This window comes from Brachybacterium subflavum (assembly GCF_009299795.1).
Lineage (GTDB): Bacteria > Actinomycetota > Actinomycetes > Actinomycetales > Dermabacteraceae > Brachybacterium > Brachybacterium subflavum.
On sequence record NZ_VIGP01000002.1, the window covers coordinates 423,762 to 444,232 of the forward strand.

The 20,471-nt window shown below is 73.6% G+C and carries 15 protein-coding genes and 1 tRNA gene; 11 read left to right on the forward strand and 5 right to left on the reverse strand.

Annotation, left to right across the window (positions count from 1 at the left end; genetic code table 11):
• Positions 1 to 39 precede the first annotated feature (39 nt).
• The gene (locus FHG10_RS05700; RefSeq protein ID WP_152352345.1) at positions 40 to 1,584 is read right to left on the reverse strand and encodes a glutamyl-tRNA reductase; all 1,545 of its coding nucleotides are present in this window, start codon (positions 1,582 to 1,584) and stop codon (positions 40 to 42) included.
• 143 nt (positions 1,585 to 1,727) lie between these two features.
• Here FHG10_RS05700 and hemE point away from each other — a divergent pair, with 143 nt between their 5' ends.
• The 10 genes from hemE (at position 1,728) to FHG10_RS05750 (ending at position 12,420) form a co-directional block, all read left to right on the forward strand.
• Entirely contained in the window at positions 1,728 to 2,927 is a 1,200-nt protein-coding gene (gene hemE / locus FHG10_RS05705; protein ID WP_152352346.1) for a uroporphyrinogen decarboxylase, read from the forward strand.
• Entirely contained in the window at positions 2,924 to 4,375 is a 1,452-nt protein-coding gene (locus FHG10_RS05710; RefSeq protein ID WP_152352347.1) for a protoporphyrinogen/coproporphyrinogen oxidase, read from the forward strand. The genes hemE and FHG10_RS05710 overlap by 4 nt, the downstream gene beginning before the upstream one ends.
• On the forward strand, positions 4,372 to 5,136 hold the full coding sequence (hemQ, locus tag FHG10_RS05715) for a hydrogen peroxide-dependent heme synthase (protein ID WP_152352348.1): 765 nt from the start codon (positions 4,372 to 4,374) through the stop codon (positions 5,134 to 5,136). Before FHG10_RS05710 ends, hemQ begins: the two co-directional genes overlap by 4 nt.
• A gap of 76 nt (positions 5,137 to 5,212) precedes the next feature.
• Positions 5,213 to 6,526 (forward strand): ferrochelatase, encoded by a 1,314-nt coding sequence (locus FHG10_RS05720; protein WP_152352349.1) that lies wholly within the window; start codon positions 5,213 to 5,215, stop codon positions 6,524 to 6,526.
• Positions 6,523 to 7,578 (forward strand): hydroxymethylbilane synthase, encoded by a 1,056-nt coding sequence (hemC, locus tag FHG10_RS05725; protein WP_152352350.1) that lies wholly within the window; start codon positions 6,523 to 6,525, stop codon positions 7,576 to 7,578. The genes FHG10_RS05720 and hemC overlap by 4 nt, the downstream gene beginning before the upstream one ends.
• A complete protein-coding gene (locus tag FHG10_RS05730; protein ID WP_193636204.1) occupies positions 7,575 to 8,435 on the forward strand; it encodes a uroporphyrinogen-III synthase in 861 nt (286 codons plus the stop codon). The genes hemC and FHG10_RS05730 overlap by 4 nt, the downstream gene beginning before the upstream one ends.
• A gap of 7 nt (positions 8,436 to 8,442) precedes the next feature.
• Positions 8,443 to 9,507: a porphobilinogen synthase gene (gene hemB / locus FHG10_RS05735; RefSeq protein ID WP_152352352.1), complete on the forward strand. Its 1,065-nt coding sequence runs from the start codon at positions 8,443 to 8,445 to the stop codon at positions 9,505 to 9,507.
• A gap of 94 nt (positions 9,508 to 9,601) precedes the next feature.
• Positions 9,602 to 11,032, forward strand: coding sequence for a glutamate-1-semialdehyde 2,1-aminomutase (gene hemL, locus FHG10_RS05740; protein WP_152352353.1), 1,431 nt, complete (start codon positions 9,602 to 9,604; stop codon positions 11,030 to 11,032).
• 289 nt (positions 11,033 to 11,321) lie between these two features.
• Positions 11,322 to 11,395: transfer RNA gene (locus tag FHG10_RS05745), tRNA-Met, on the forward strand.
• A 635-nt stretch (positions 11,396 to 12,030) separates the two neighbouring features.
• Positions 12,031 to 12,420: a hypothetical protein gene (locus FHG10_RS05750; RefSeq protein WP_152352354.1), complete on the forward strand. Its 390-nt coding sequence runs from the start codon at positions 12,031 to 12,033 to the stop codon at positions 12,418 to 12,420.
• Positions 12,421 to 12,544: 124 nt separating this feature from the next.
• On the opposite strand, the gene FHG10_RS17905 is transcribed toward FHG10_RS05750, so the two are convergent.
• From FHG10_RS17905 to FHG10_RS05770, 4 genes are all read right to left on the reverse strand, one after another.
• Positions 12,545 to 14,566: a DUF6020 family protein gene (locus FHG10_RS17905; RefSeq protein ID WP_193636205.1), complete on the reverse strand. Its 2,022-nt coding sequence runs from the start codon at positions 14,564 to 14,566 to the stop codon at positions 12,545 to 12,547.
• Between the two features lie 124 nt (positions 14,567 to 14,690).
• Complete coding sequence (locus FHG10_RS05760; protein ID WP_152352355.1) at positions 14,691 to 15,941, reverse strand: polysaccharide pyruvyl transferase family protein; 1,251 nt, start codon at positions 15,939 to 15,941, stop codon at positions 14,691 to 14,693.
• On the reverse strand, positions 15,938 to 17,044 hold the full coding sequence (locus tag FHG10_RS05765) for a lysylphosphatidylglycerol synthase domain-containing protein (RefSeq protein ID WP_152352356.1): 1,107 nt from the start codon (positions 17,042 to 17,044) through the stop codon (positions 15,938 to 15,940). The genes FHG10_RS05760 and FHG10_RS05765 overlap by 4 nt, the downstream gene beginning before the upstream one ends.
• A gap of 1 nt (position 17,045) precedes the next feature.
• Positions 17,046 to 18,122: a nitroreductase family protein gene (locus tag FHG10_RS05770; RefSeq protein ID WP_152352357.1), complete on the reverse strand. Its 1,077-nt coding sequence runs from the start codon at positions 18,120 to 18,122 to the stop codon at positions 17,046 to 17,048.
• A 294-nt stretch (positions 18,123 to 18,416) separates the two neighbouring features.
• Here FHG10_RS05770 and FHG10_RS05775 point away from each other — a divergent pair, with 294 nt between their 5' ends.
• Complete coding sequence (locus FHG10_RS05775) at positions 18,417 to 20,321, forward strand: ArnT family glycosyltransferase (protein WP_152352358.1); 1,905 nt, start codon at positions 18,417 to 18,419, stop codon at positions 20,319 to 20,321.
• Positions 20,322 to 20,471 lie beyond the last annotated feature (150 nt).

The following is a 20,471-nucleotide window of genomic DNA, read 5'->3' on the forward strand; positions in this document are numbered from 1 at the left end:
AGGGGGATCGGACGGGTCTCAGTGGTGACCGCGGTCGACTCAGTGGTGCCCGTGGCCGACCTGCTCGAGGAACGCCTGCTGCTGGGCGGGCGTGAGCGGGCAGGCCGAGGGGTTCTGGCGCACGTTCTCCTGGACGCCGATGCGGGCCAGTCGCGCGAGGGCCTCCATCGTGTCGGCGGTCGGGGCCGCGGCGGGCTCGGTGGCCGCGGCAGGCTCGGTGGCCGCGGCTCCCTCCTCCGGCGCCCCGGGCGTCTCCCCCGTCAGCAGGGCGCCTTCGCGCACGGCCTCCGGGGGGACGGTGCGGTCCAGGCGCACCCAGGGGCTCGCGAGGTGGTCGCCCTCCTCGGGGGCGTCGGCCTCTCCGAGGTCGACGCCGAAGATGGTGTGGAAGGCCTGCACGAACTTCTCGGCGTCGCCCTGCTCGGCGAGTTCGCGGGCGCGGGCCGTGGGCGAGTGCATGACCTTGGCGAGGATGCGGCGGATCGACCTCTCGACGTCGTCGGCCTCCTCGCCCTTGCCGCCGCGGCGCAGCCGCGCGACCTCCGCGTCGGTCGCCTCGCCGAGCGAGCGGCGCAGCGCGGCCATCGCCGGGTCCACGCGCCGGTACTCCTGGCGGGCGGTGAACTGGGCGACGCCGTCGGCGATGATCTGCCGGGCCGCCTCGAGCACGGGGGCGGCCTCCTCGTCGATCTCGATGGTGAGGTCGGAGAGGTCCAGCACGCGCACGTCGTTCAGGTGGCGCACCAGGGGGTGCAGGTCGGAGTGCAGGGCGAGGTCGAGGATGAGGGTCGGGCCGACGTCCCGGAAGTGGTCGGGGAACAGGCTCGTGCCGCGGCCGGAGCAGGCGAGCACGAGGTCCGCCTCGCGGATCGCGGTCCCGAGCTGGTCGGCGCGGATGGCCTCGATGCCGTGGCGCTCGGCGAACCCGAGGGCGCGCCCGGAGCCGGAGTGCACGCGCACCCGGCCGGCGCCGCGGCGGGTGAGGTCGGCGACGCCCAGGCGCGCATAGGCGCCGGTGCCGATGACCAGCACGTCCTTGTCCTGCAGCGGGCCGATGAGGCCGACGGCATGGTCGAGCGCGATCGCGACGCCGGAGCGGCCGGCAGCGCCCACCGGGGTGCGGGAGGCGACGCGCTTGGCGAAGCGGAAGCCGATCTGGAAGAGGTCGTTGAGCTGCGCGGTGGTGTGGCCGGCTCCGCGGGCCCCGTCGAAGGCCGCGCGCACCTGGCCGGCGATCTCCGCCTCACCGAGGACGACGGAGCGCAGCCCCGCGGTGACCTCGTAGAGGTGCTCGGCGACGGGCGCGCCCATCGCGGTCTCGAAGCACACGGAGACCAGTTCGGCGTCCAGGCCGCTGGTCTCGCTCACCGCCTCGACGACGAGCTCGAGGCCGTCGTGGAAGCGCTGGGTGTCGAGGTAGACCTCGAGGCGGTTGCAGGTGGACATGACCACCCAGCCGTCGAGCGGGCCGCCGTCGGCGTTGAGGTGATCGATGACCTCGGGGAGGTCGGCCGCATCGCGGGTCAGCACGTCCAGCACCCCGAGATCGAGGTGCTCATGGGTGGCACGGACGGCGGCGAGCATCACTCCATGGTAGGCCCGGGCAGCTCCGGGACCGGTGAGGTGTTGACCACCCCGGGACCTTCCTCCCGCGGGCCGTCCTCGGGGTGGGGGCACAATGGCAGAGCACGGCGATCGTGCACGTCAGAGCCACTTTTCACGACAGGATGTCAGATCAGATGAGCCCCGCCCCCGCCGCCCGTCCGGGCACTGCGCAGGCTCCGCAGGCCACCGCGCAGGACACCCCGACCCTGGTGCGCCGGCTGCGCGGAGATGCCGTCGACCCCGCGGCGCCCGCATCCGTGTGGTTCATGCGCCAGGCCGGCCGTTCCCTGCCCGAGTACCGGGAGGCCCGCGAGGGCACCGGCATGCTCGAGGCCTGCCTCATGCCGGAGCTCGCCGCCGAGATCACCCTGCAGCCCGTGCGCCGCCATCGTGTGGACGCGGGCATCTTCTTCTCCGACATCGTGGTGCCCGCGAAGATCGCCGGCCTCGCCGTGGAGATCGTGCCCGGCCGCGGCCCCGTCTTCGACCACCCGATCCGCACGGTCGCCGACATCGACGCCCTGCCCCCGATCGACGACTCCCTCGAGGCGTCGCTCGAGCCGATCCGCGAGGCCGTGCGCCTGGTGACCGCCGAGCTCGGCGCGACCCCGCTGATCGGCTTCTGCGGCGCCCCCTTCACCGTCGCCTCGTACATGGTCGAAGGCGGCCCGAGCCGCGACCACCTGCGCACCCGCGCCCTCATGCGCGAGGATCCCGACGCCTGGGACCGCCTCGCGGGCTGGGTCGCCGAGCTCTCGGGCCGATTCCTGCGCGCCCAGGTGACCGCGGGCGCACAGGCCGTGCAGCTGTTCGACTCGTGGGTGGGCGCGCTCTCGGCAGAGACCTACCTGGCCCATGTCCAGCGGCATTCGGCGGCCGTGCTCGGCGCTGTCGCCGATCTCGACGTGCCGCGGATCCACTTCGGCGTGGGCGCGAGCCACCTGCTGCGCGAGATGCACGCGGCCGGCGCGACCACGATGGGCGTCGACCACCGCATCGCCCTCGACCAGGCCGTCGACCTCCTCGGCGACGGCGTGCCCGTGCAGGGCAACATCGACCCCGCCGTCCTGTTCACGGGGGCCGACGCCCGCTACGCGGAGGCCGACGCGGTCCTCGCCCGCGGCGCCTCCGCGCCCGGCCACGTGGTGAACCTCGGCCACGGCGTCCCGCCCGACACCGATCCCGGCGTCCTCACCGACCTCGTCGCATATCTCCATGAGCAGTCCTCGCCTGCCCGTGAGCAGTCCTCGACCGCGCGCGAGCAGTCCTCGGCGCGCCCGACCCCGAGCATCCCGAGCACCCGGGAGGCCGACGCGCTGTGAGCACCCGTGTCCTCGTCCTCGGCGGAGGTCTCGCCGGGCTCCTGGCCGCGCGCAGGCATGCGCGCGGCGGGGCCCGCGTCACCCTCGTCGAGCGCCGTGAGGACGTGGGCGGCGCCGTGCGCGGCGTCGACCTGGGCGGACTCGTCGTCAACGCCGGCGCCGAGGCCTACGGCACCGCCTCCGGCGCGGTCGACGCCCTGCTCCGGGACCTCGGCCTCGACGGGAGCGTCGTGAGCCCCCGCACCGGGCTCGGCTCCCGCGTGGTCTCCGAGGCCGGCGCGCTCGTCTCCCCGCCCGGCGGCCTGCTGGGCATCCCCGGCGATCCGCTGTCCCGCGAGGTGCGCACGGTGCTCGGCACGACGGGTGCGCTGCGTGCCTGGGCCGAGCGCCTGCTGCCCGCCTCATACGGCCTCGCCGACGGCGTGAGCGTCGCCGAGTACGTGCGGCGCCGCATGGGCGACCGCGTCGCGGAGCGCCTGGTCGCCCCGATCATCGGCGGCGTGCACTCGGCCGATCCGCACGCCCTCGAGCTCGCGTGCGTGCTGCCGCGCCTCGAGGAGACCGTGCGCGAGACGGGGTCCCTCGCCGCGGCCGTGCGCCGCCTGCGCCCGCAGGCCCGCGCCTCCGCGGGCACGGCCGTGCGGGCCCTCGATCCGACGATGGCGCTGCTGCCCGGGGCTCTGGCCGATGACCTGCTCTCCCACGGCGGCACGATGCTCAGCGGCACCCGTGCGGTCGGCGTGCGCCGCGGGTCGACCCGTCGGGCCGACGGCACAGACGTCGACGCCGCCTGGCAGGTGCGCCTGGACGGCGTCCACGCCGGCACCGTGGCCGCCGACCGCCTCGTGATCGCGACGGACCCCGGCACCGGCCACGACCTGCTGCTGGGTGACGGGGCCGACGAGGCCCTCGCCGGGATCGCCCGCGCGATCCCCCGCAGCCCCGCCGTCGCCGTGAGGCTCGTGCTGCTGGCGCTCGACGCTCCCGCGCTCGACGCCTTCCCCTCGGGCACGGGGGCCCTGGTCGCACCCGGCACTCGCGGGATCCGCGCGAAGGGCCTCACCCACGCGAGCGCGAAGTGGGAGCACGTGGACCGGGCCGCGCGCGAGCGCTTCGGGCCCCACGCCCACGTGCTGCGCCTGTCCTACGGGCGCCCCGGCGAGGTGCTGCCCGGGGACGACGCCCTCACCGACGAGCAGGTCACCGACCTCGCCCTCGCCGACGCCTCCGCGATCCTCGGCACCGCGCTCGCCCGCGAGCATCTGCGGGCCGCACGCACCGTGACCTGGCGGCGCACCATGCGGCAGGCCCGTCCGGGCCACCGCGCAGCCCTCGAAGACCTCGACCGCATCCTCGGCAGCGCAGCGCTGCCGCTGGAGCTGACCGGCGCATGGCGCGCCGGGACGGGGCTCGACGCCCTCGTCCGACACGATGGAAGGACATCATGAGCAGCGAAGACACCCACCAGACCCCGTCGGCCCCCGCGGCGGGCACAGTGCCCGCCCCGTCGACCGCCTCGGCTCCGTCGGCCCCCACCGGCGGAGACACGGTCCGGTACACCTCGTACACCGTGTTCACGCGCGCCGAGGCGGCCGACGCCCCGCGCGAGCAGGTCGCGGCGGAGATCGAGAATGTCGTTGCCGCGATCGAGGCCGAGGGCACCGTGGTGCGCGGCATCTACGACGCGTCGCTGTTCCGCGCCGAGGCCGACCTGATGCTGTGGATGCACGCCGAGACCCCCGAGGCCCTGCAGGACGCCCTGCGCCGCTTCGAGCGCACCCGCGCCGCCGAGGGCCTGGTGCGCTCGTGGTCGGCCGTCGGCGTGCACCGCGAGGCCGAGTTCTCCCGGTCCCACGCCCCGGCCTTCCTCTCCCCCTCCCGCACTCCGCAGCAGTGGGTCACGGTCTACCCCTTCACCCGCTCCTACGAGTGGTACCTGCTGCCCGACGAGGAGCGCCGCGACATGCTCATCGAGCACGGCACGCTGGGCCGCACCTACCCGCAGGTCCACGCGAACACCGTCGCCGCCTTCGCGCTCGGCGACTGGGAGTGGCTGCTGTCCTTCGAGTCCGACGACCTCCACGATCTCGTCGACATGATGCGCGCCCTGCGCTACACCGGCGCTCGCCTGCACGTGCGCGACGAGCTGCCCTTCCACGTGGGCCGACGCCTGGCCGCCGCCGACGACGTCGCCGCCATCCTCGTCTGATCCCCTCCAGCACCCACCCGATTCCCTTCCGCCCCGGCCGCCCCGCCGGGGCATCGACTGCGACCCGGAGGTCACCATGACCGAGCACCCCGCATCTCTCCCCCAGGACGTCCCCTACGACGCCATCCTGTTCGCCTCCTTCGGCGGGCCGGAGCAGCAGGAGGACGTGGTGCCGTTCCTGCGCAACGTCACCCGCGGGCGCGGGATCCCGGACGAGCGGCTCGAGGTCGTCGGCGAGCACTACCGCAAGCTGGGCGGGCGCTCCCCGATCAACGACCAGAACCGCGACCTGATCACCCGCTTCGAGCGGGCGCTCGCCGCGGCCGGCATCGACCTGCCGGTCTACTGGGGGAACCGCAACTGGGCGCCGTTCACGAGCGACGTGGTCGGGCAGATCAGCGCCGACGGGCACCGCCGGGTGCTCGCGGTCGCCACGAGCGCCTACTCCTCCTACTCCTCGTGCCGCCAGTACCGCGAGGACTATGCGAAGGCGCTGGTCGCGAACGATCTCGTGGGCGAGATGGAGATCCAGAAGATCCGCGCCTACTTCGACCATCCCGGCTTCCTCGAGCCCGTGCGCGACGGGGTGCGCGCGGCGATCACGCAGATGCGCGACGCCGGCCACGACGCCTCCCGCACCCGCGTGCTGTTCTCCACGCACTCGATCCCGCACGTCATGTCCAGCGCCTCCGGCCCCGCCGAGAAGGACGCGGCCGACCCGTCGGCGGGCGATGTGGGCGGCTGGTACGTCGCCCAGCACCTCGCGGCGTGCCGCTGGGTGATGGAGCAGCTCGCGGGGGCCGACGGGGGCTCGGCCGACGCGGACCGGGCCGACGGCGGGCCGACGGCACCCGCCGCGCCCGACTGGGAGCTGGTCTACCAGTCCCGCTCGGGCGCTCCGCACGTGCCGTGGCTCGAGCCCGACATCAACGACCGCCTGCAGGAGCTCCGCGAGCACGACGAGGCCGACGCGGTGATCGTGGTCCCGATCGGCTTCGTCACCGACCACGTCGAGGTCGTCTGGGACCTGGACACCGAGGCCGCCGAGACCGCCGAGGAGCTCGGCCTGGCGTTCACGCGCGTGGCGACCTCCGGGACCGACGAGCGCTTCGTCGAGGGCCTCGTGGACCTCGTACGCGAGCATGTCGAGCCCGGTCACAGCCCCCGTGCGGTCACCGGCTTCGGCGTTGTCGAGGACACCTGCGGCGCCCTGTGCTGCCTGAACGGCTCGGCGCACGCCCGCCCCGTCCCCGTCGAGGGCGCGGCCCTGGACACGGTCGAGCAGATCGCCCGCGCCATGCAGGCCGACGAGCAGATGCGCGCGCTCATCGCCGAGGAGCAGGCCGCGCACGCCGGGCAGTCCCGCACGGGCTCCGAGGTGCCGGCGTGAGCGCCGACGGGGCCCCTGTGCTGCGCGTCGGCACCCGGGGCTCCGACCTCGCTCTCGCCCAGTCCGGCCAGATCGCCGGGCGCGTCGCGGGCGAGGACCGCGTCGAGCTCGTCCGGGTGCGCACGCACGGGGACGTCGACCGCACCAGTCCCCTCGCGCAGATCGGCGGCACCGGCGTGTTCGTCACCGCGGTGCGCGAGGCCCTGCTGGCCGGGGAGGTCGACGCCGTCGTCCACTCCGCGAAGGACCTGCCCACCGCGCCCGTCCCCGGCATCGTGATGGCCTGCGTGCCCGAGCGCGAGGACCCCCGCGACGCACTCTGCGCCCGCGACGGCCTGGCCCTCGAGGCGCTCCCGCGGGGCGCGAAGGTCGGCACCGGCTCCCCGCGCCGCGCCGCCCAGCTGCGCCGCGCCCGCCCCGATCTGGAGGTCGTGGGCATCCGCGGGAACGTCGAGACGCGGCTCGCCCGCGCGCTCGGCGAGGACGCGGACCTCGACGCCGTGGTGCTCGCCGCCGCCGGCCTGCTGCGGCTCGGCCGCGGCGAGGTCATCAGCGAGCTGCTGAGCCCCGACCTGCTGCTGCCCGCGCCCGCCCAGGGCGCGCTGGCCGTCGAGTGCGCCGAGACCTCCGCAGGCGCCTGGTTCGAGCCCGGCATGCGTGCGGCCGACCACGCCCCGACCCGCGCGGCCGTCGCCGCCGAGCGCTCCCTGCTGCGCACCCTCGAGGCCGGCTGCTCGGCGCCCGTCGGCGCCCTGGGCACGATCGCGGGCGCAGATGCCTCCGAGGGACCCGTGCTCACCCTGCGCGGGCTCGCGATCTCCGAGGACGGCGTCCAGGTTTTCGAGGGCACCCGCAGCACGCCCGTCGACCTCGCCGACCCGGCTGCCCTCGAGGCCGACGCGGTGCGCCTGGGGCAGGATCTCGCCGCCGATCTCCTCGACGCCGGTGCCGCCCGCGTGCTGAGCACCGCCGGAGGCGACGCCGCGGGGCCGAGCACTGCAGGGGGCGACGCCGCGGAGCCGAGCACCGCAGAGGGCGACGCCGCATCGTGAGCAGGGACCGCGTCCTCCTCCCCCGCCCCGAGGGGCGCGGGGACGACCTGACCGACCTCCTCGAGATCGCCGGCTACGACGTGGTGCGGGCGCCCTTCGTCCGCATCGAGCCCGCTCCTGCCGCGGACCTCGCCCCCGCCCTCGACCGCCTCGCCGGCGGCGCCTACGACCTGCTGGTCATCACCAGCCCCGCGACCGTGCGCTCGCTCGTCGCCGCAGGCCTGCAGGTGCCCGCAGGCACCGAGGTCGTCGCCGTCGGCGGCGCGACGGCCCGCGCACTGCACGAGGCCGGCCTCGAGGTCGACCTGGTCGCCGAGGGATCCGGTGCCGCACTCGTCGAGGCGGTGCGCCGTCATCGGGGGGCCGGGGGCTCACCGGACCAGAATCCGGCCGTTCCCGCACCCGCTCCCGCGCCGCGCGTGCTGCTGCCCGCCTCGTCGGCCGCCGCCCCGACCGTCCGCGAGGGCCTCGAGGGCGTCGGCATGCGGGTCGAGCAGATCGACGCCTACCACCCGCAGCACGCACCCCTGCCCGCGGAGGTCGAGCGCGACCTGCCCGGCGGCGGCTTCGACGCGATCGTGCTGACCAGCTCGATGATCGCGCGCCGCGCCGCTCAGATCGGCGTGCACCCGCGCACCGCCGTCGTCGTCATCGGCCGCCCCACCCAGGGGGCCGCCGTCGACGCCGGACTCCGGGTCGACGCGCGCGCCGAGCACCCCGACGCACCCTCGCTCGCGCGCGCCGTGCACCTCTCGCTCACGCCCGAGACGACCACTCCCCAACCCGCCAGCCTCGACAGCCTCACCGGCTCCACGAGCTGGACCAGCCCGACCAGCCCCGCCGCCCCGAAGGAGTGACACCCCGATGACCTCCATCGACCCTGATCAGCGCGTCGCCGACTACCGCGCGCAGCTTCCCGCCCGCCTCTCGCCGGCCCGTCGGCCCCGCCGCCTGCGCACCACCGAGGCCATGCGCTCCCTGGTGCGCGAGACCACGCTGCGGCCGTCGGACCTGGTCCTGCCGATGTTCGTGCGCGAGGGGATCGACGCGCCCGTGCCGATCACCTCGATGCCCGGGGTCGTCCAGCACACCGAGGACTCCCTGCTCGAGGCGGCCCGCGAGGCCGCCGACCGCGGCGTCGGCGGGATCATCCTGTTCGGCGTCCCCGCGACGAAGGACGCGGTGGGCTCCGCCGCGAGCGACCCCGACTCCTTCGTGAACCGGGCGATCGCGCGCCTCGCCGAGGAGATCGGCGAGGACCTCGTGATCATGGCCGACCTGTGCCTGGACGAGTTCACCGACCACGGCCACTGCGGCGTCCTGGACTCCCGCGGCCGCGTCGACAACGACGCCACCCTGGTGCGCTATCGCGAGATCGCGCTCGCGCAGGCCCGCGCGGGCGTCCACATGATCGGCCCCTCGGGGATGATGGACGGCCAGATCGCCGCGATCCGCGACGCCCTGGACGAGGCCGGCTTCGAGGACGTCTCGATCTTCGCCTACAGCGCGAAGTACTCCTCGGCGTTCTACGGCCCGTTCCGCGAGGCCGTCGACTCCTCTCTCGAAGGCGATCGCCGCACCTACCAGCAGGATCCCGGCAACGGCAGGGAGGCCCGCCTCGAGGTCGAGCTCGACGTCGACGAGGGCGCGGACCTGGTGATGGTCAAGCCCGGCATGCCCTACCTCGACGTGCTCCGCGACATCGCCGACTCCTCCCCCGTGCCCGTGGGCAGCTACCAGATCAGCGGGGAGTACGCGATGATCGAGGCCGCGAGCGCGAACGGCTGGATCGACCGCGACCGCGCCATCATGGAATCGCTGCTCGGCTTCAAGCGCGCCGGCGCCTCGATGATCCTCACCTACTGGGCCTCCGAGGTCGCCGGCTGGATCCGCGACGGCCTACCCGCCCACCTGCGCCCGTTCCTCTGAGAGCCCACCCTGCCGCCGGCTCGGGCACCGCTCGATGTCCCGGCGCCGCCTGCACTCCCCCACCCGTCCGCACTCCCCGAAGGAGACAGCACCCATGACCCTGGACGAGACGACCTCCCAGTCCCTCTTCGACCGCGCCAAGCAGGTGATCCCCGCCGGCGTGAACTCGCCCGTGCGGGCCTTCGGCTCCGTGGGCGGCACCCCGCCGTTCATCGCCTCGGCCTCCGGTGCGCTGCTCACCGACGCCGACGGCCACGAGTACGTGGACCTCGTCGGCTCCTGGGGTCCGATGATCCTGGGCCACGCGAACCCGCGCGTGGTCGACGCCGTGCGCGAGGCCGCCGGCCGCGGGCTCTCCTTCGGCGCCCCGCAGACCGGCGAGGTCAGTCTCGTCGAGGAGCTCGTGCGCCGGGTGCGCCCGCTGCAGAAGGTGCGCCTGGTCAACTCCGGCACCGAGGCCACCATGAGCGCGCTGCGCGTGGCCCGCGCCGCCACCGGCCGCGACGTCGTCGTGAAGTTCGCCGGCTGCTACCACGGGCACGTCGACGCCCTCCTCGCCGAGGCCGGCAGCGGCGTCGCGACCTTCGCGATGCCCGGCTCCGCAGGCGTCACCGAGGGCACCGCGCGTGACACGATCGTGCTGCCCTACGGCGACCGCGACGCCGTGGCCTCGCTGTTCGCCGAGCGCGGTGGGGAGATCGCCGCGATCATCACCGAGGCCGCGCCCGCGAACATGGGCGTGGTCACCCCGCCGGAGGGCTTCAACGCCTTCCTCGCCGAGACCGCCCACGCCGCCGGCGCCCTGCTGATCACCGACGAGGTGCTCACCGGCTTCCGCGCGAGCGCCGAGGGCTACTACGGCATCGACGGGCCGACGGCGGACGGTGCGGGCTCAGCCGCCGGTGCAGGCTCGGCCGACGGTGCGGGCTCGGCCGGCGGTGCGGGCTCGGCCGCCGGTGCGGGCTCGGCCGGCGGACCCGGATCCGGTCCGGTCGGCGGCTCGGACTGGGCTCCCGATCTCATGACCTTCGGCAAGGTCATCGGCGGCGGGCTCCCGGTGGGCGCCTTCGGCGGCCGCGCCGACCTCATGGACCTGCTCGCGCCGCTGGGACCCGTCTACCAGGCGGGCACGCTCTCGGGGAATCCGCTCGCCACGGCCGCGGGCCTCGCGACCTTCGCCGGGCTCGACGATGCCGCCTACGCGCGGCTCGCACGCACCTCCTCGACCCTGCAGTCGCTCGTGGCCGACGCCCTCACCACCGCGGGCGTCCCCCACACCATCCAGACCGCCGGCACCCTGTTCTCCGTGTTCTTCCGCGACCAGCCCGTGACCTCCTACGAGGACGCGAAGGACCAGGACACGGCCGCGTTCGGCCGCTTCTTCCACGCACTGCTCGAGGGCGGCGTCTACCTGCCGCCGTCGGCGTTCGAGGCCTGGTTCGTCTCCACCGCGCACGACGAGCGGATCGTCGACCGCATCGCCCGGGCCCTGCCCGCCGCGGCGCGCGCGGCAGCGCAGGGCTGAGCTGTCGCGCCGGGCGCGTCGGGCTGACCCGGTCGGCCGAACTCACTGGGCGGAGCGGGCCGGCCGAACTCACTGGGCGGAGCGGGCCGGCCGTCCGGTCGCGAGGGCGGCCGTACTGTGCGTCGCCGTGTGTCCCGCAGGTGGCATGGCGCGGGGCTCTCTGCGCACCATGGATGCGCGTCGTTCCCGAAGGACGACGCGCACGGCCGCCGACGCCAGTCCTGTGCGTCGGTCGTCTCGCCGAGTTCCCTGGTCGGCCTGCACAGGGAGCCCGGCCTGCGGGCCGTCCCGCTCCGTAGCTCAGCCCGGTAGAGCAGCTCCCCCATAAGGAGCGTGTCGCAGGTTCGAATCCCGCCGGAGTGTCCGCCGTCGGCCCGGATCACCACCCACCGTGGCGAGGTTCCGGACGCCTCGGCCGCCGGAGAAGCCGGACCGACCCCTTGAGTGCTGCGTAGTGGTCGTTCTGAGCGCTCATAACGACCAGTACGCAGCACTGTTCGGATCGACACCGGGTACTCAGCACTGCACCGGCCAGCTCCGATCCCGGCCCGCCCCGGCCCCAACGCCCCGTTGAGTGCTGCGTAGCGGTCGTTCTGAGCGCCCTGAACGACCATTGCGCAGCACTGTTCGGATCGACACCGGGTACTCAGCAATGCACCGGCCAGCTCCGATCCCGGCCCGCCCCGGCCCCGACGCCCTGTTGAGTGCTACGAAGCGGTCGTTCTGAGCGCCCTTAACGACCATTGCGCAGCACTGTTCGGGCCGACTCCCGATCCGCAGCACTGTTCGGGCCGACTCCCGATCCCGAGCTCGGTTAGGGCCGATTCCCGGCCGTACCCCTCATCGCCGCGTCCCATGCCCTGGTCCTGCGATGCGATGCCCTCCCGGAGTCGACGTCGGGAGACATGCCATCCCTCCCGTTCCGGGGCCAGCGCGCGACCATCACCGCGCGGCGCCGCCACCACCGCGTGCGGAGCCGTGACGCGTAGCCTTCACCGGTGGACATCAACCCGTACGACACCCGCCAGCGGATCCTGCAGGCGCAGGACCAGGTGCAGGTCCAGCGGGAGGTCGCGCCGGACGCGGAGCTCGCCGGATGTCCCGGCTGCCCGTACTTCTGGACGTGCCCGGTGCCGCATCGCGGCGAGGAGGTGCGTCCGCCCCGGGAGATCCACCTCGAGGACGTCACCGAGGAGATCGGCGAGCGCCGTCCCTTCCGTCCGCACGACGAGTCCGACATCGGCTGGACCGACGTCTGGGTCGAGGACGAGGACTCGGACGGAACCGCACACCCGATGCACGACGGGCCGATCGCCCCATCGGAGGACGCGGACGACGAACCCACCCCGCGCCGCCGCTGGTGGCAGCGTCGTCCGCGGCGAGGCTGAGTCTCCGCGGGGCCCGCGCCGCGGCGCCGGGTCCAGCAGCTCGGCGCGGAAGTCCGCGCCCCGGATCAGCGACTGTTGGGGGAGCGCCGCGGACCCAGCGCCGCTGACTCACAGCTCCGCGGACTCAGCGCCGCGGGGGCTTCCTGTGGAGGCCCTTCGGCGGCGCGAGGGGGCGCTGCGGCAGGCTGCGCACCGGCCCGTAGCGGCCCTCCTTCTCGGCCTCGGCGGAGCGCTGGTGTCGGCCCTGGGGTCCGCCATCGCGCGGCGAGCTGGTCACCCCGATCCAGCTGAGGTCGTCGGCCGCGCTGTCCTCCCGACCGTCGGCCCTGGAGTCGGCCGCACCGCTGTCGGCATCGGCTCTGCCGGCGCCCCAGCCATCGGCCTCACCTGCTGCCCCGCCATCGGCCGCAGCATCGACCCGGCCAGTCGCCCTGCCGTCGGCGCCCCGGCCCGGCGCGCTGCGCCGCCGGGTGACCCGGCGGATCCTGCGCACCGCGCCGTCGGGCGAGCCGATCTCGACGAGCTCCCTGCTCGCCGACAGCGCGAGCACCGCGAAGGGGAGGAAGCAGCCGATCACGAGCGCTGCGCCGCCGGAGGCGTCGGCGGGCATGAGGGCGAGCGCCACGGTCAGCACGCCGATCGGCACCGCCCAGAACCAGACACCGGGGCGGCGCAGGGCGACCGCGATCACGCCCAGCAGCAGCACGGCCACGACCCGCAGCGGCGACTCGACGAGCAGCCGCAGGCCCGGGGTCCCGTCGAGGACCGAGCCGACCGCGCCGGGCGCTCCGTCGTCCGCGGAGCCCGGCAGGTTCTGCCTGCCGTGGGCGAAGGGGTCGAAGGTGTCGGCGACCTCCAGCAGGATGCCGTCGGCCGCGAGTCCGGGACGGTTCTGGGCGAGGTGCCACCAGATGTCGGGGAGCTGCTGCGCCTGCGCCGCGCTGACGGTGTCGTTCTCCGCCTCGAGGAGCCTCGCGGGCGCGCCGGGCGCGTAGCGGTCGGGCAGGGCGTCGACGTCGAAGATCTTCCCGAGCGCGTCGGTGTCCTCCGCGGATAGCGCGTCGGGATCCTCGCGCAGCGCGAGGGCGATGCTCTGCGCCTGCAGCCCGTGCTGGGCGACCGGGTCCTCGGTGCCCAGCATGCCCTGGGAGGCCCCCAGGCGCGTGCCCACCAGGACCACGAGCAGCGGCACGACGAGCGCGACCAGCACCGCGCGCCAGGCCTCGCGGCCGCGGCGCACGATCACCGCCATCACCAGCATCACGATCACCAGGGGCGTCGCGAGCGCGGAGCAGCTGAGCAGCAGCAGGGCGGCGAGCGCCCACTCGAGCACGCGCCCGCCGCGGATCTGCTCGCGCGAGTGGACGTGGTCGAGGGCGAGCGCGAGGAACCAGCACAGGGAGGCCGCGCCGAGCGCTGCGGCAGAGAGCGACAGGGACCAGAGCGCGATCGGGACGCCGCCGATCACGAGCACCGCGAGCGCGAGGGCGCACAGGCCGTCGCTGCGCACCCAGCGTCCGAGCAGCGCCGCCGCCCGGCCCAGGGCCGCGAGCACGACGGCCAGCTGGGCCAGGACCAGGACGCCGAGACCCGCCCCGATGCCCCCGGTGAGGAGGCGGCCGATGGCGAGCACGCACTCGAACGCGACGATCACGAGCGGACTGCGGTGGCCGGACATGGCCTCGCCGCGCAGGGAGCCGGCCCGGAGGTCGCTGTCCGCCCACGCTCCGCCCCCGCCGAGCACCTCGCCCAGCAGGACCGGCGACCAGATCACGAGCAGCAGCAGGGCGAGGCGCCACCAGCTGCCCAGCAGCCAGCGCGCGGCCCGTGCGATCCGGGAGGGCCGGCGGGAGGGACCTGCGGTCATCTCGCCGGCGCGCTCCTCGGCACGGGCGAGCGTGAACCGCAGGAGGCCGCCGACGACGGTGAGCAGGGCGGCGTACATGACCGCGGTGTAGATCAGCAGGCCCACGACGAGCTTCGTGTGCGCATCGAAGGCACCCAGGAACAGCAGGTGCTCGCCCTGGTCATCGAAGGGATGACGCGCGATCCAGCCCATCGTCGCGCACACCGTGAGGGCGCAGACGACCAGGATCGGGACGGCGACGGCGCCGAACTTCTGGACACCTCGCAGTGCGCGATCCACGCTCTGCACCCCCTCTGCTCGTCCTGCGTTCATTGTTCCGCACTTCGCACAGGGAACGGGGAGGACACGGCGCTCATCAGCGGGACCGTTTCCGCCCGGCGCCTCAGCGCGCGCCCGCGGCCTGTCAGCGCGCGCCCGCGGCCTGCCTCTCGCGCACGAGGTCGGCGATGAGGTCCGCCTGGGCGAGCGACCGTCGCTTGACCTCCGGCAGGTGCGCGTCGAGCCTGCTCTGGATGTCGTCCCGCTGCTCCGAGAGGTCCTCGAAGCGCGACCAGAGATGATCGGGCGTGAGCTGGTCGTGGCCGAACGCCCACTCCTCGAGGTCGAACATCTCGAGCACCTCGCGGTACTTGTGGCTCCAGCCGATCACGAGCGTGGGGACGGCCATCGCGAGCGAGGAGACCATCGCGTGGAACCGGCTGGCGACGAAGAGGCTGCAACGGCCGATGAGGCAGCGCAGCTGCTGGGAGCTCAGCTCGGTCCCGACGAACAGCAGGTCCTGCCCGGGCTTCAGCCGGCGCGCGATCATGCGGCACAGGGGCAGGTCGTTGTTGTGGGTCTTGTCGGTGCCGGTGCGCACGCTGTGGGGCACCAGGAGCACCTTGCGGCCGTCGCGGCGCAGGCGCTCGATGAAGCCGACCATCTGGGTGAGGTATGAGCCCTCGCCGTGGCGCGCATCCACCTTCTTCTGCAGCACCACGCTCGGGCACACGCCCACCACGTCGCCGTCCTCGAAGAAGGAGAGGTCCACGCGGTCCTGGAGCTGCTGGCCCTCGGGGCCGTCCATCTCGAGGCTGAAGGCGTAGTCGGCGCCGGCGACGAGGTTCTGCAGGCCCAGCTTCTCGGCGTGCTCGTGCGTGATGCGCCCGCGGGTGACCAGGGTGCGCACGCGGGGCAGGAGGATCTTGGAGACGATCCGGTTGATCGGGTTGGCGAACGGGCCGACGGCCTGCGCGCACTTCACGACGGGGGTGCGCAGGTTCAGGGCCGGGAGGATCGAGGCGACGTTGTAGAGCAGGAACTTCTCGCGGCCGTCGGTGAAGGTGATGCCGCCCTGGTCCAGAAGCACCGCGGAGTCGGCGAGCGCGCGGATCGCGCGGTGGCGGCGCAGCAGCGGACGGGCGAAGGGCAGCAGCCGATGCGCGAGGGCGAGGGCGTTGATCGTGACGCCGAGGGTCTTGGGGTCGGCGGGGACGACCTCGAGGTTCGGGGAGTGGTTCTGGGCGCGGTCCTCGGCCGGGTACATGCTCAGCAGCGTGAAGTCGACCTCGCCCAGGCGCTCGGTGAGGGTCTGGACGGCGCTCTCGAGCATGGCGGCGGCGCCCTTGTTGCCGGACAGCGCGGAGCCGATGATCGTGATGCGGGGCGTGCTCATGGGCGGGTCTCCTCGGGAAGGGTGCGTCGGACGATCAGGTGGACGAGGGCGACGATCGCGTCGCCGATGGTGGCCAGCAGCCGGGCGAGCAGGCTGATGACGATGGCTTCGGGGGCGGGCACGTACTGGCTGAGGATCAGCACGATCACGGCCTCGCGCACGCCCAGGCCGCTGGGCACGAGGATCGCGAGGATCCCGATCGCGCCGGCGAGGGCGTAGGCGGCGGCGAAGGGCAGCCACTGGGCGGGGCCGATGTCGCTGATCGTGTGCGCGATCAGCACGAAGCCGATGCCGTTGACGATGCGCGGCAGCACGAACTCGAGGGAGGAGATCAGGGCGCGCGGCCCGCTGAGGAAGAACTCGGCGGGAACGGGCCTCTTGAGCACTCTGCGGGCGGGGAGGTCGATGATCCGCCGGAAGGCCGGGGCGTACAGCACGATCCCGGCGGGGATCAGCACCAGCAGGGGCGCGAGCAGCAGGGTCGCGTTCGACCCGAAGATCCCCGGGCCCAGGCCGATCAGCAGGATCACGGCCGCCGGGACGATCGAGGCGATCTGCAGGAACACGTTCTCGTACACGAAGCTGATGACGATCAGCGTGCGGCTGATCCCCTTCTTCCCGGCCCACATCACCTTGTTGGCGACCGAGCCGACCTGTCCGGGGATGTACTTCAGCACCCAGGACAGGCACTGCACGGCGATCGCCTCGCGGGCGAGGACCTGGGCCGACGGGTCCAGCCAGCGCACGATCCGCCCCCAGGCGGAGCCCGTGACGACGACGGCCAGGGCGAAGCAGAGGGTCGCGGGGATCCACAGCCACGAGAACCCGAGGTGCTGGGCGCGCACCTCGGCCCAGTTCGCGATCAGCGAGCGCGCGAACAGCCACCCCACGACGCCCACCACGAGGATCGTGACGATCCAGCGCAGCACCCGCCGACCGCGGGACCTGCGGCCCGGCGCGGGGGCGTCGTCCGCGCGGGCGCCGACGGCGTCGCCGACGCCGACGGTCTCGCCAGCGTCGACGTCGTCGACGGTGTCGCCAGCGTCGACGCCGTCGTCGGACGAGGACGCGGAGCCGGGGGTCATCGGACGGCCGGGTGTCATCTCAGGAGTTGAAGCGGCGGAAGGTGTCGAGCTCCTTCTTCGCCGAGAAGGGCACGAGCCCCTCCTGGTGGGAGTAGCCGAAGGCGATGAGCATGACGACGCGGTCGCTCGTGTCCAGGCTCAGGCGGCGCTGCATCTTCGCCTCGAGGGGCTCGAAGTCGGGCCAGTTGATGACGCTCGAGCTCAGCCCCAGGGTCTCCAGCCCCAGCATGAACTGCATCGCGGCGAGCGAGCTGTCGACGTAGATGGCGTGGCGGTCGCGAGGGCTGAAGTACGACTCGAGCTTGCCGACCACGACGGCGATCGCGGGGACGTTCTCGGAGTAGCCGGCGGTGCCGAAGGGGATGCCGGCGATCTCGCGGGCGAGGGCCGGATCGTCGAAGACCCGGAACTCGTAGGGGATGCGATTGCAGGCCGTGGGCGCCTGGCGCGCGAGCAGGAGCGCCCTGTCGATCTTCTCGCGCTCGACGGGACGCTGCTCGTACCAGCGCACGCTGCGGCGCTGCATGACGAGCTTCTCCAGCGCGTCGTAGTCGATGTCGCTCAGGGTCTCCTTGGCGTGGGGGATCTTGCCCGTGGGCTCGAGGCTGTGCTCTGCGGCCTCGAAGCGCGCGCGGGCGGCCTCGACGGTGCGGTCGGTGCGCGCGGAGACCCGGAAGTACTCGCCCAGGACGTCGTGGGCCCATTCGAGCTCCGCCTGGTCCATGGTGCCGGGGGCGGTGAGCGCCTGGCGCACGGCCTCCTCGTAGAACTCGAGGGTCTCGGTGATGTAGTCGCGGGCGAAGGTCTCGCGTCGCGGCCGCATGATCAGGCCCTTCTCGAGCCGGTGGATGTTGCGTCGCAGCTCGACGTGGGTGACGCGATCGCGCCGCTTGTTGCGGTAGTAGTTGCGCCGCCCCCGCAGCACGGCCGTCTGCTCACGATTGAAGGTCAGGACGCTGAGCACGAAGAACAGATGGGTGAGGATCCGGCTCGACCCGAAGACCTCGAGGAACGCCCTGTTGACGGTCTCGTAGACCTGTCGGATCCAGGTGATCGCCAGCAGGTCCTTGGCGATCCTCTTCAGCGTCTTCAGCACGGGCAGGACTCCAGGTCTCTTGTCGGGTCGAGCGGTCGCTCCCGGCGCGGCCGATCAGGGGCGCGCGAGAGGCGGGAGCGCACCTCGGCGCCCCGAACTCTACCGTCGCGCCCGGCGCGTTCGAGGCTGCGGCAACTACCGCTGACGACTTCGCGAACACACGGTGTCATCCGGGATAACAGCAGGTGACGAGCCCAGTTCAGCGGCGAACGCGGCACGGGCGGACGACCGCCCTGACGTAGGCTGGCGCCGACGCCGACCCCCTCTCATCCCCCTCGACGGAGGCCCCCACCCGTGCCCACCCACGCGCCGGTCCGCCCGACGGCCGATCCGCCGCCGCTCGCGCTGCGGGAGCACAGCGAGGACGACTCCGACCTGCACCCCGCCCGTGGCCGGGACACCGGGAGCGGAGGAGGCTCCGGCACCGATGCCGGCTCCGGCACCGATGCCGACTCCGGCTCCCGGACCTGGTGGATACTCGCCGCGCTCGCCCTCGCGGTCTTCGTCACCCTGCACCTCGAGGTCGCGCGCAGCGCCGTCGCGCCGCGCACGCCGTGGGACGAGATCCACCCCCTGCAGATCGCGCGGATGCTCGCGGGCGATGACACCGTGGCCCCGCTCTCCGGCAGCGGCTACTACCCGGGATGGGCGATCCTGCTGACGCCGGTCTGGTGGTTCACGCAGGACCCCCCGACCGTGTACCGGGTCGCGATCATCCTCGGGCACGTGATCGCCGCGGCGACCCTCGTCCCCCTCACGCTCATCGGCCGACGGCTGCGGCTGAGCACCCCGCAGGCTCTCGCGGCCGCTGCGCTCGTCATGTGCCTTCCCGGACGCGTCGGCGCCGCTGACTACGCGATGAGCGAGCAGCCGCTGATGCTCTTCTGCGCATGCGCGGCACTCGGCGCCCTCGCCCTCTGGAAGCGCCCGACGTGGTGGGCCCTGGCCGGCTTCGTGGCCTCCGTGGCCGCCGCGTACCTCACGCACACGCGCGCCCTGGCACTGGTCCTGACCGCCGTGGTCTGGCTGCTCTTCTTCACGCGACGGAGCATCGTCAAGGCGCTGGTCGGGCTGGCGCTGCTCGTCGTCTGCTGGCGCGGCGTGGGCCTGATCAGCTCGGCGATCAACGGCCGGATCCTGATCGCGGGGCCGAACAAGTCCGATCTGGCCGGAAAGGCCCTCTCCCAGGCGGAGCCGGGGCTCATCGTCCGCCTGCTGTCGAACCAGGCATGGGAACAGGTGGTGGGCACGGCCGGCCTGTTCGCACTGGGAGTCGTCGTCATCGTGCTCTGGACGCTGCGCGAGCTGCGCACCCTGGACCTGGGACCGGGCGCGTTCCTCTTCGGCCTCACGCTCTCCACCGTCGCCGTGAGCGTGCTGTGGTGGAACCGGCCCAGCATCCTCTGGGACGCGGACTACGTGCGGCTGGACGCGTGGCTGTACTCCCGCTACATCGACCACGTCGCGACTCTCGTCGCGCTCGTCGCGCTCTCCGTGCTCATACGGCGCGTGAGCGGGGGGATCATCGCGATCGCGCTGGCGATCTTCGCGGCCGGCGCCGCGGTCGTCGTCTTCTGGGTCGCGCCGCACGTACCGCTGTGGGGGGTGATCTCCACGAGCTCCTCGGCGATCAACAGCTGGCAGGGAATGTTCCCCGACGAGCCGTTCCATCGGCCCCTGACCCCCACCTTCACGAATGCGAACAGGTTCTGGGTGTGGGCCTCGCTGAGCGGCCTGATCGCCCTCGGCGCCCTGCTCCTGCTGCGGCGCGTGCCCCGCACCGTGTTCGTCGTCCTGCTCGTGGCGGCGACCGCCCTGTCGCTGACCGGGAACCTCGATCAGCGCCGCAGCCCTCCGACGCGCATCCAAGCGACCCTCGCCGACGTGGACCGCGCCGCGGGCAGCGACCAGCCGCTGCCCGTGGACATGGATTTCTCGTGCGAGAGCCCGGCGCTGACCAAGCACCAGATGCTCAACTGGGCCGGCTTCTGGTACGCCCCCCGCGAGGTGCGTCTGGCCGATCCGCCCGACGGCGAGCCCTTCCGGTCGGACCTCGTCGTCTCCTGCCCGGACGGGTCCACGATGAAGCCGATCGGCGCACGGCTCGTCAAGGGCGGTCCGAACTACAGCTTCCGCCTCTGGGTTCGCCCCGGGCAGCTCCAGGACGAGCTCGACCGGGCAGGGATGCTCAAGGACTGAGAACGGGGCGCGGCTGCGCCGGGCGATCCCGATCCTCGCCCGTCGGCCACCGGCGGTCGCGGGACCGCGGCCGCGCGACCGTGAGACGATCTCCCGGAATGCCCGACCTGACCGGCCCCACGACCCGCTCGCCGGACACCGCCAGACAAG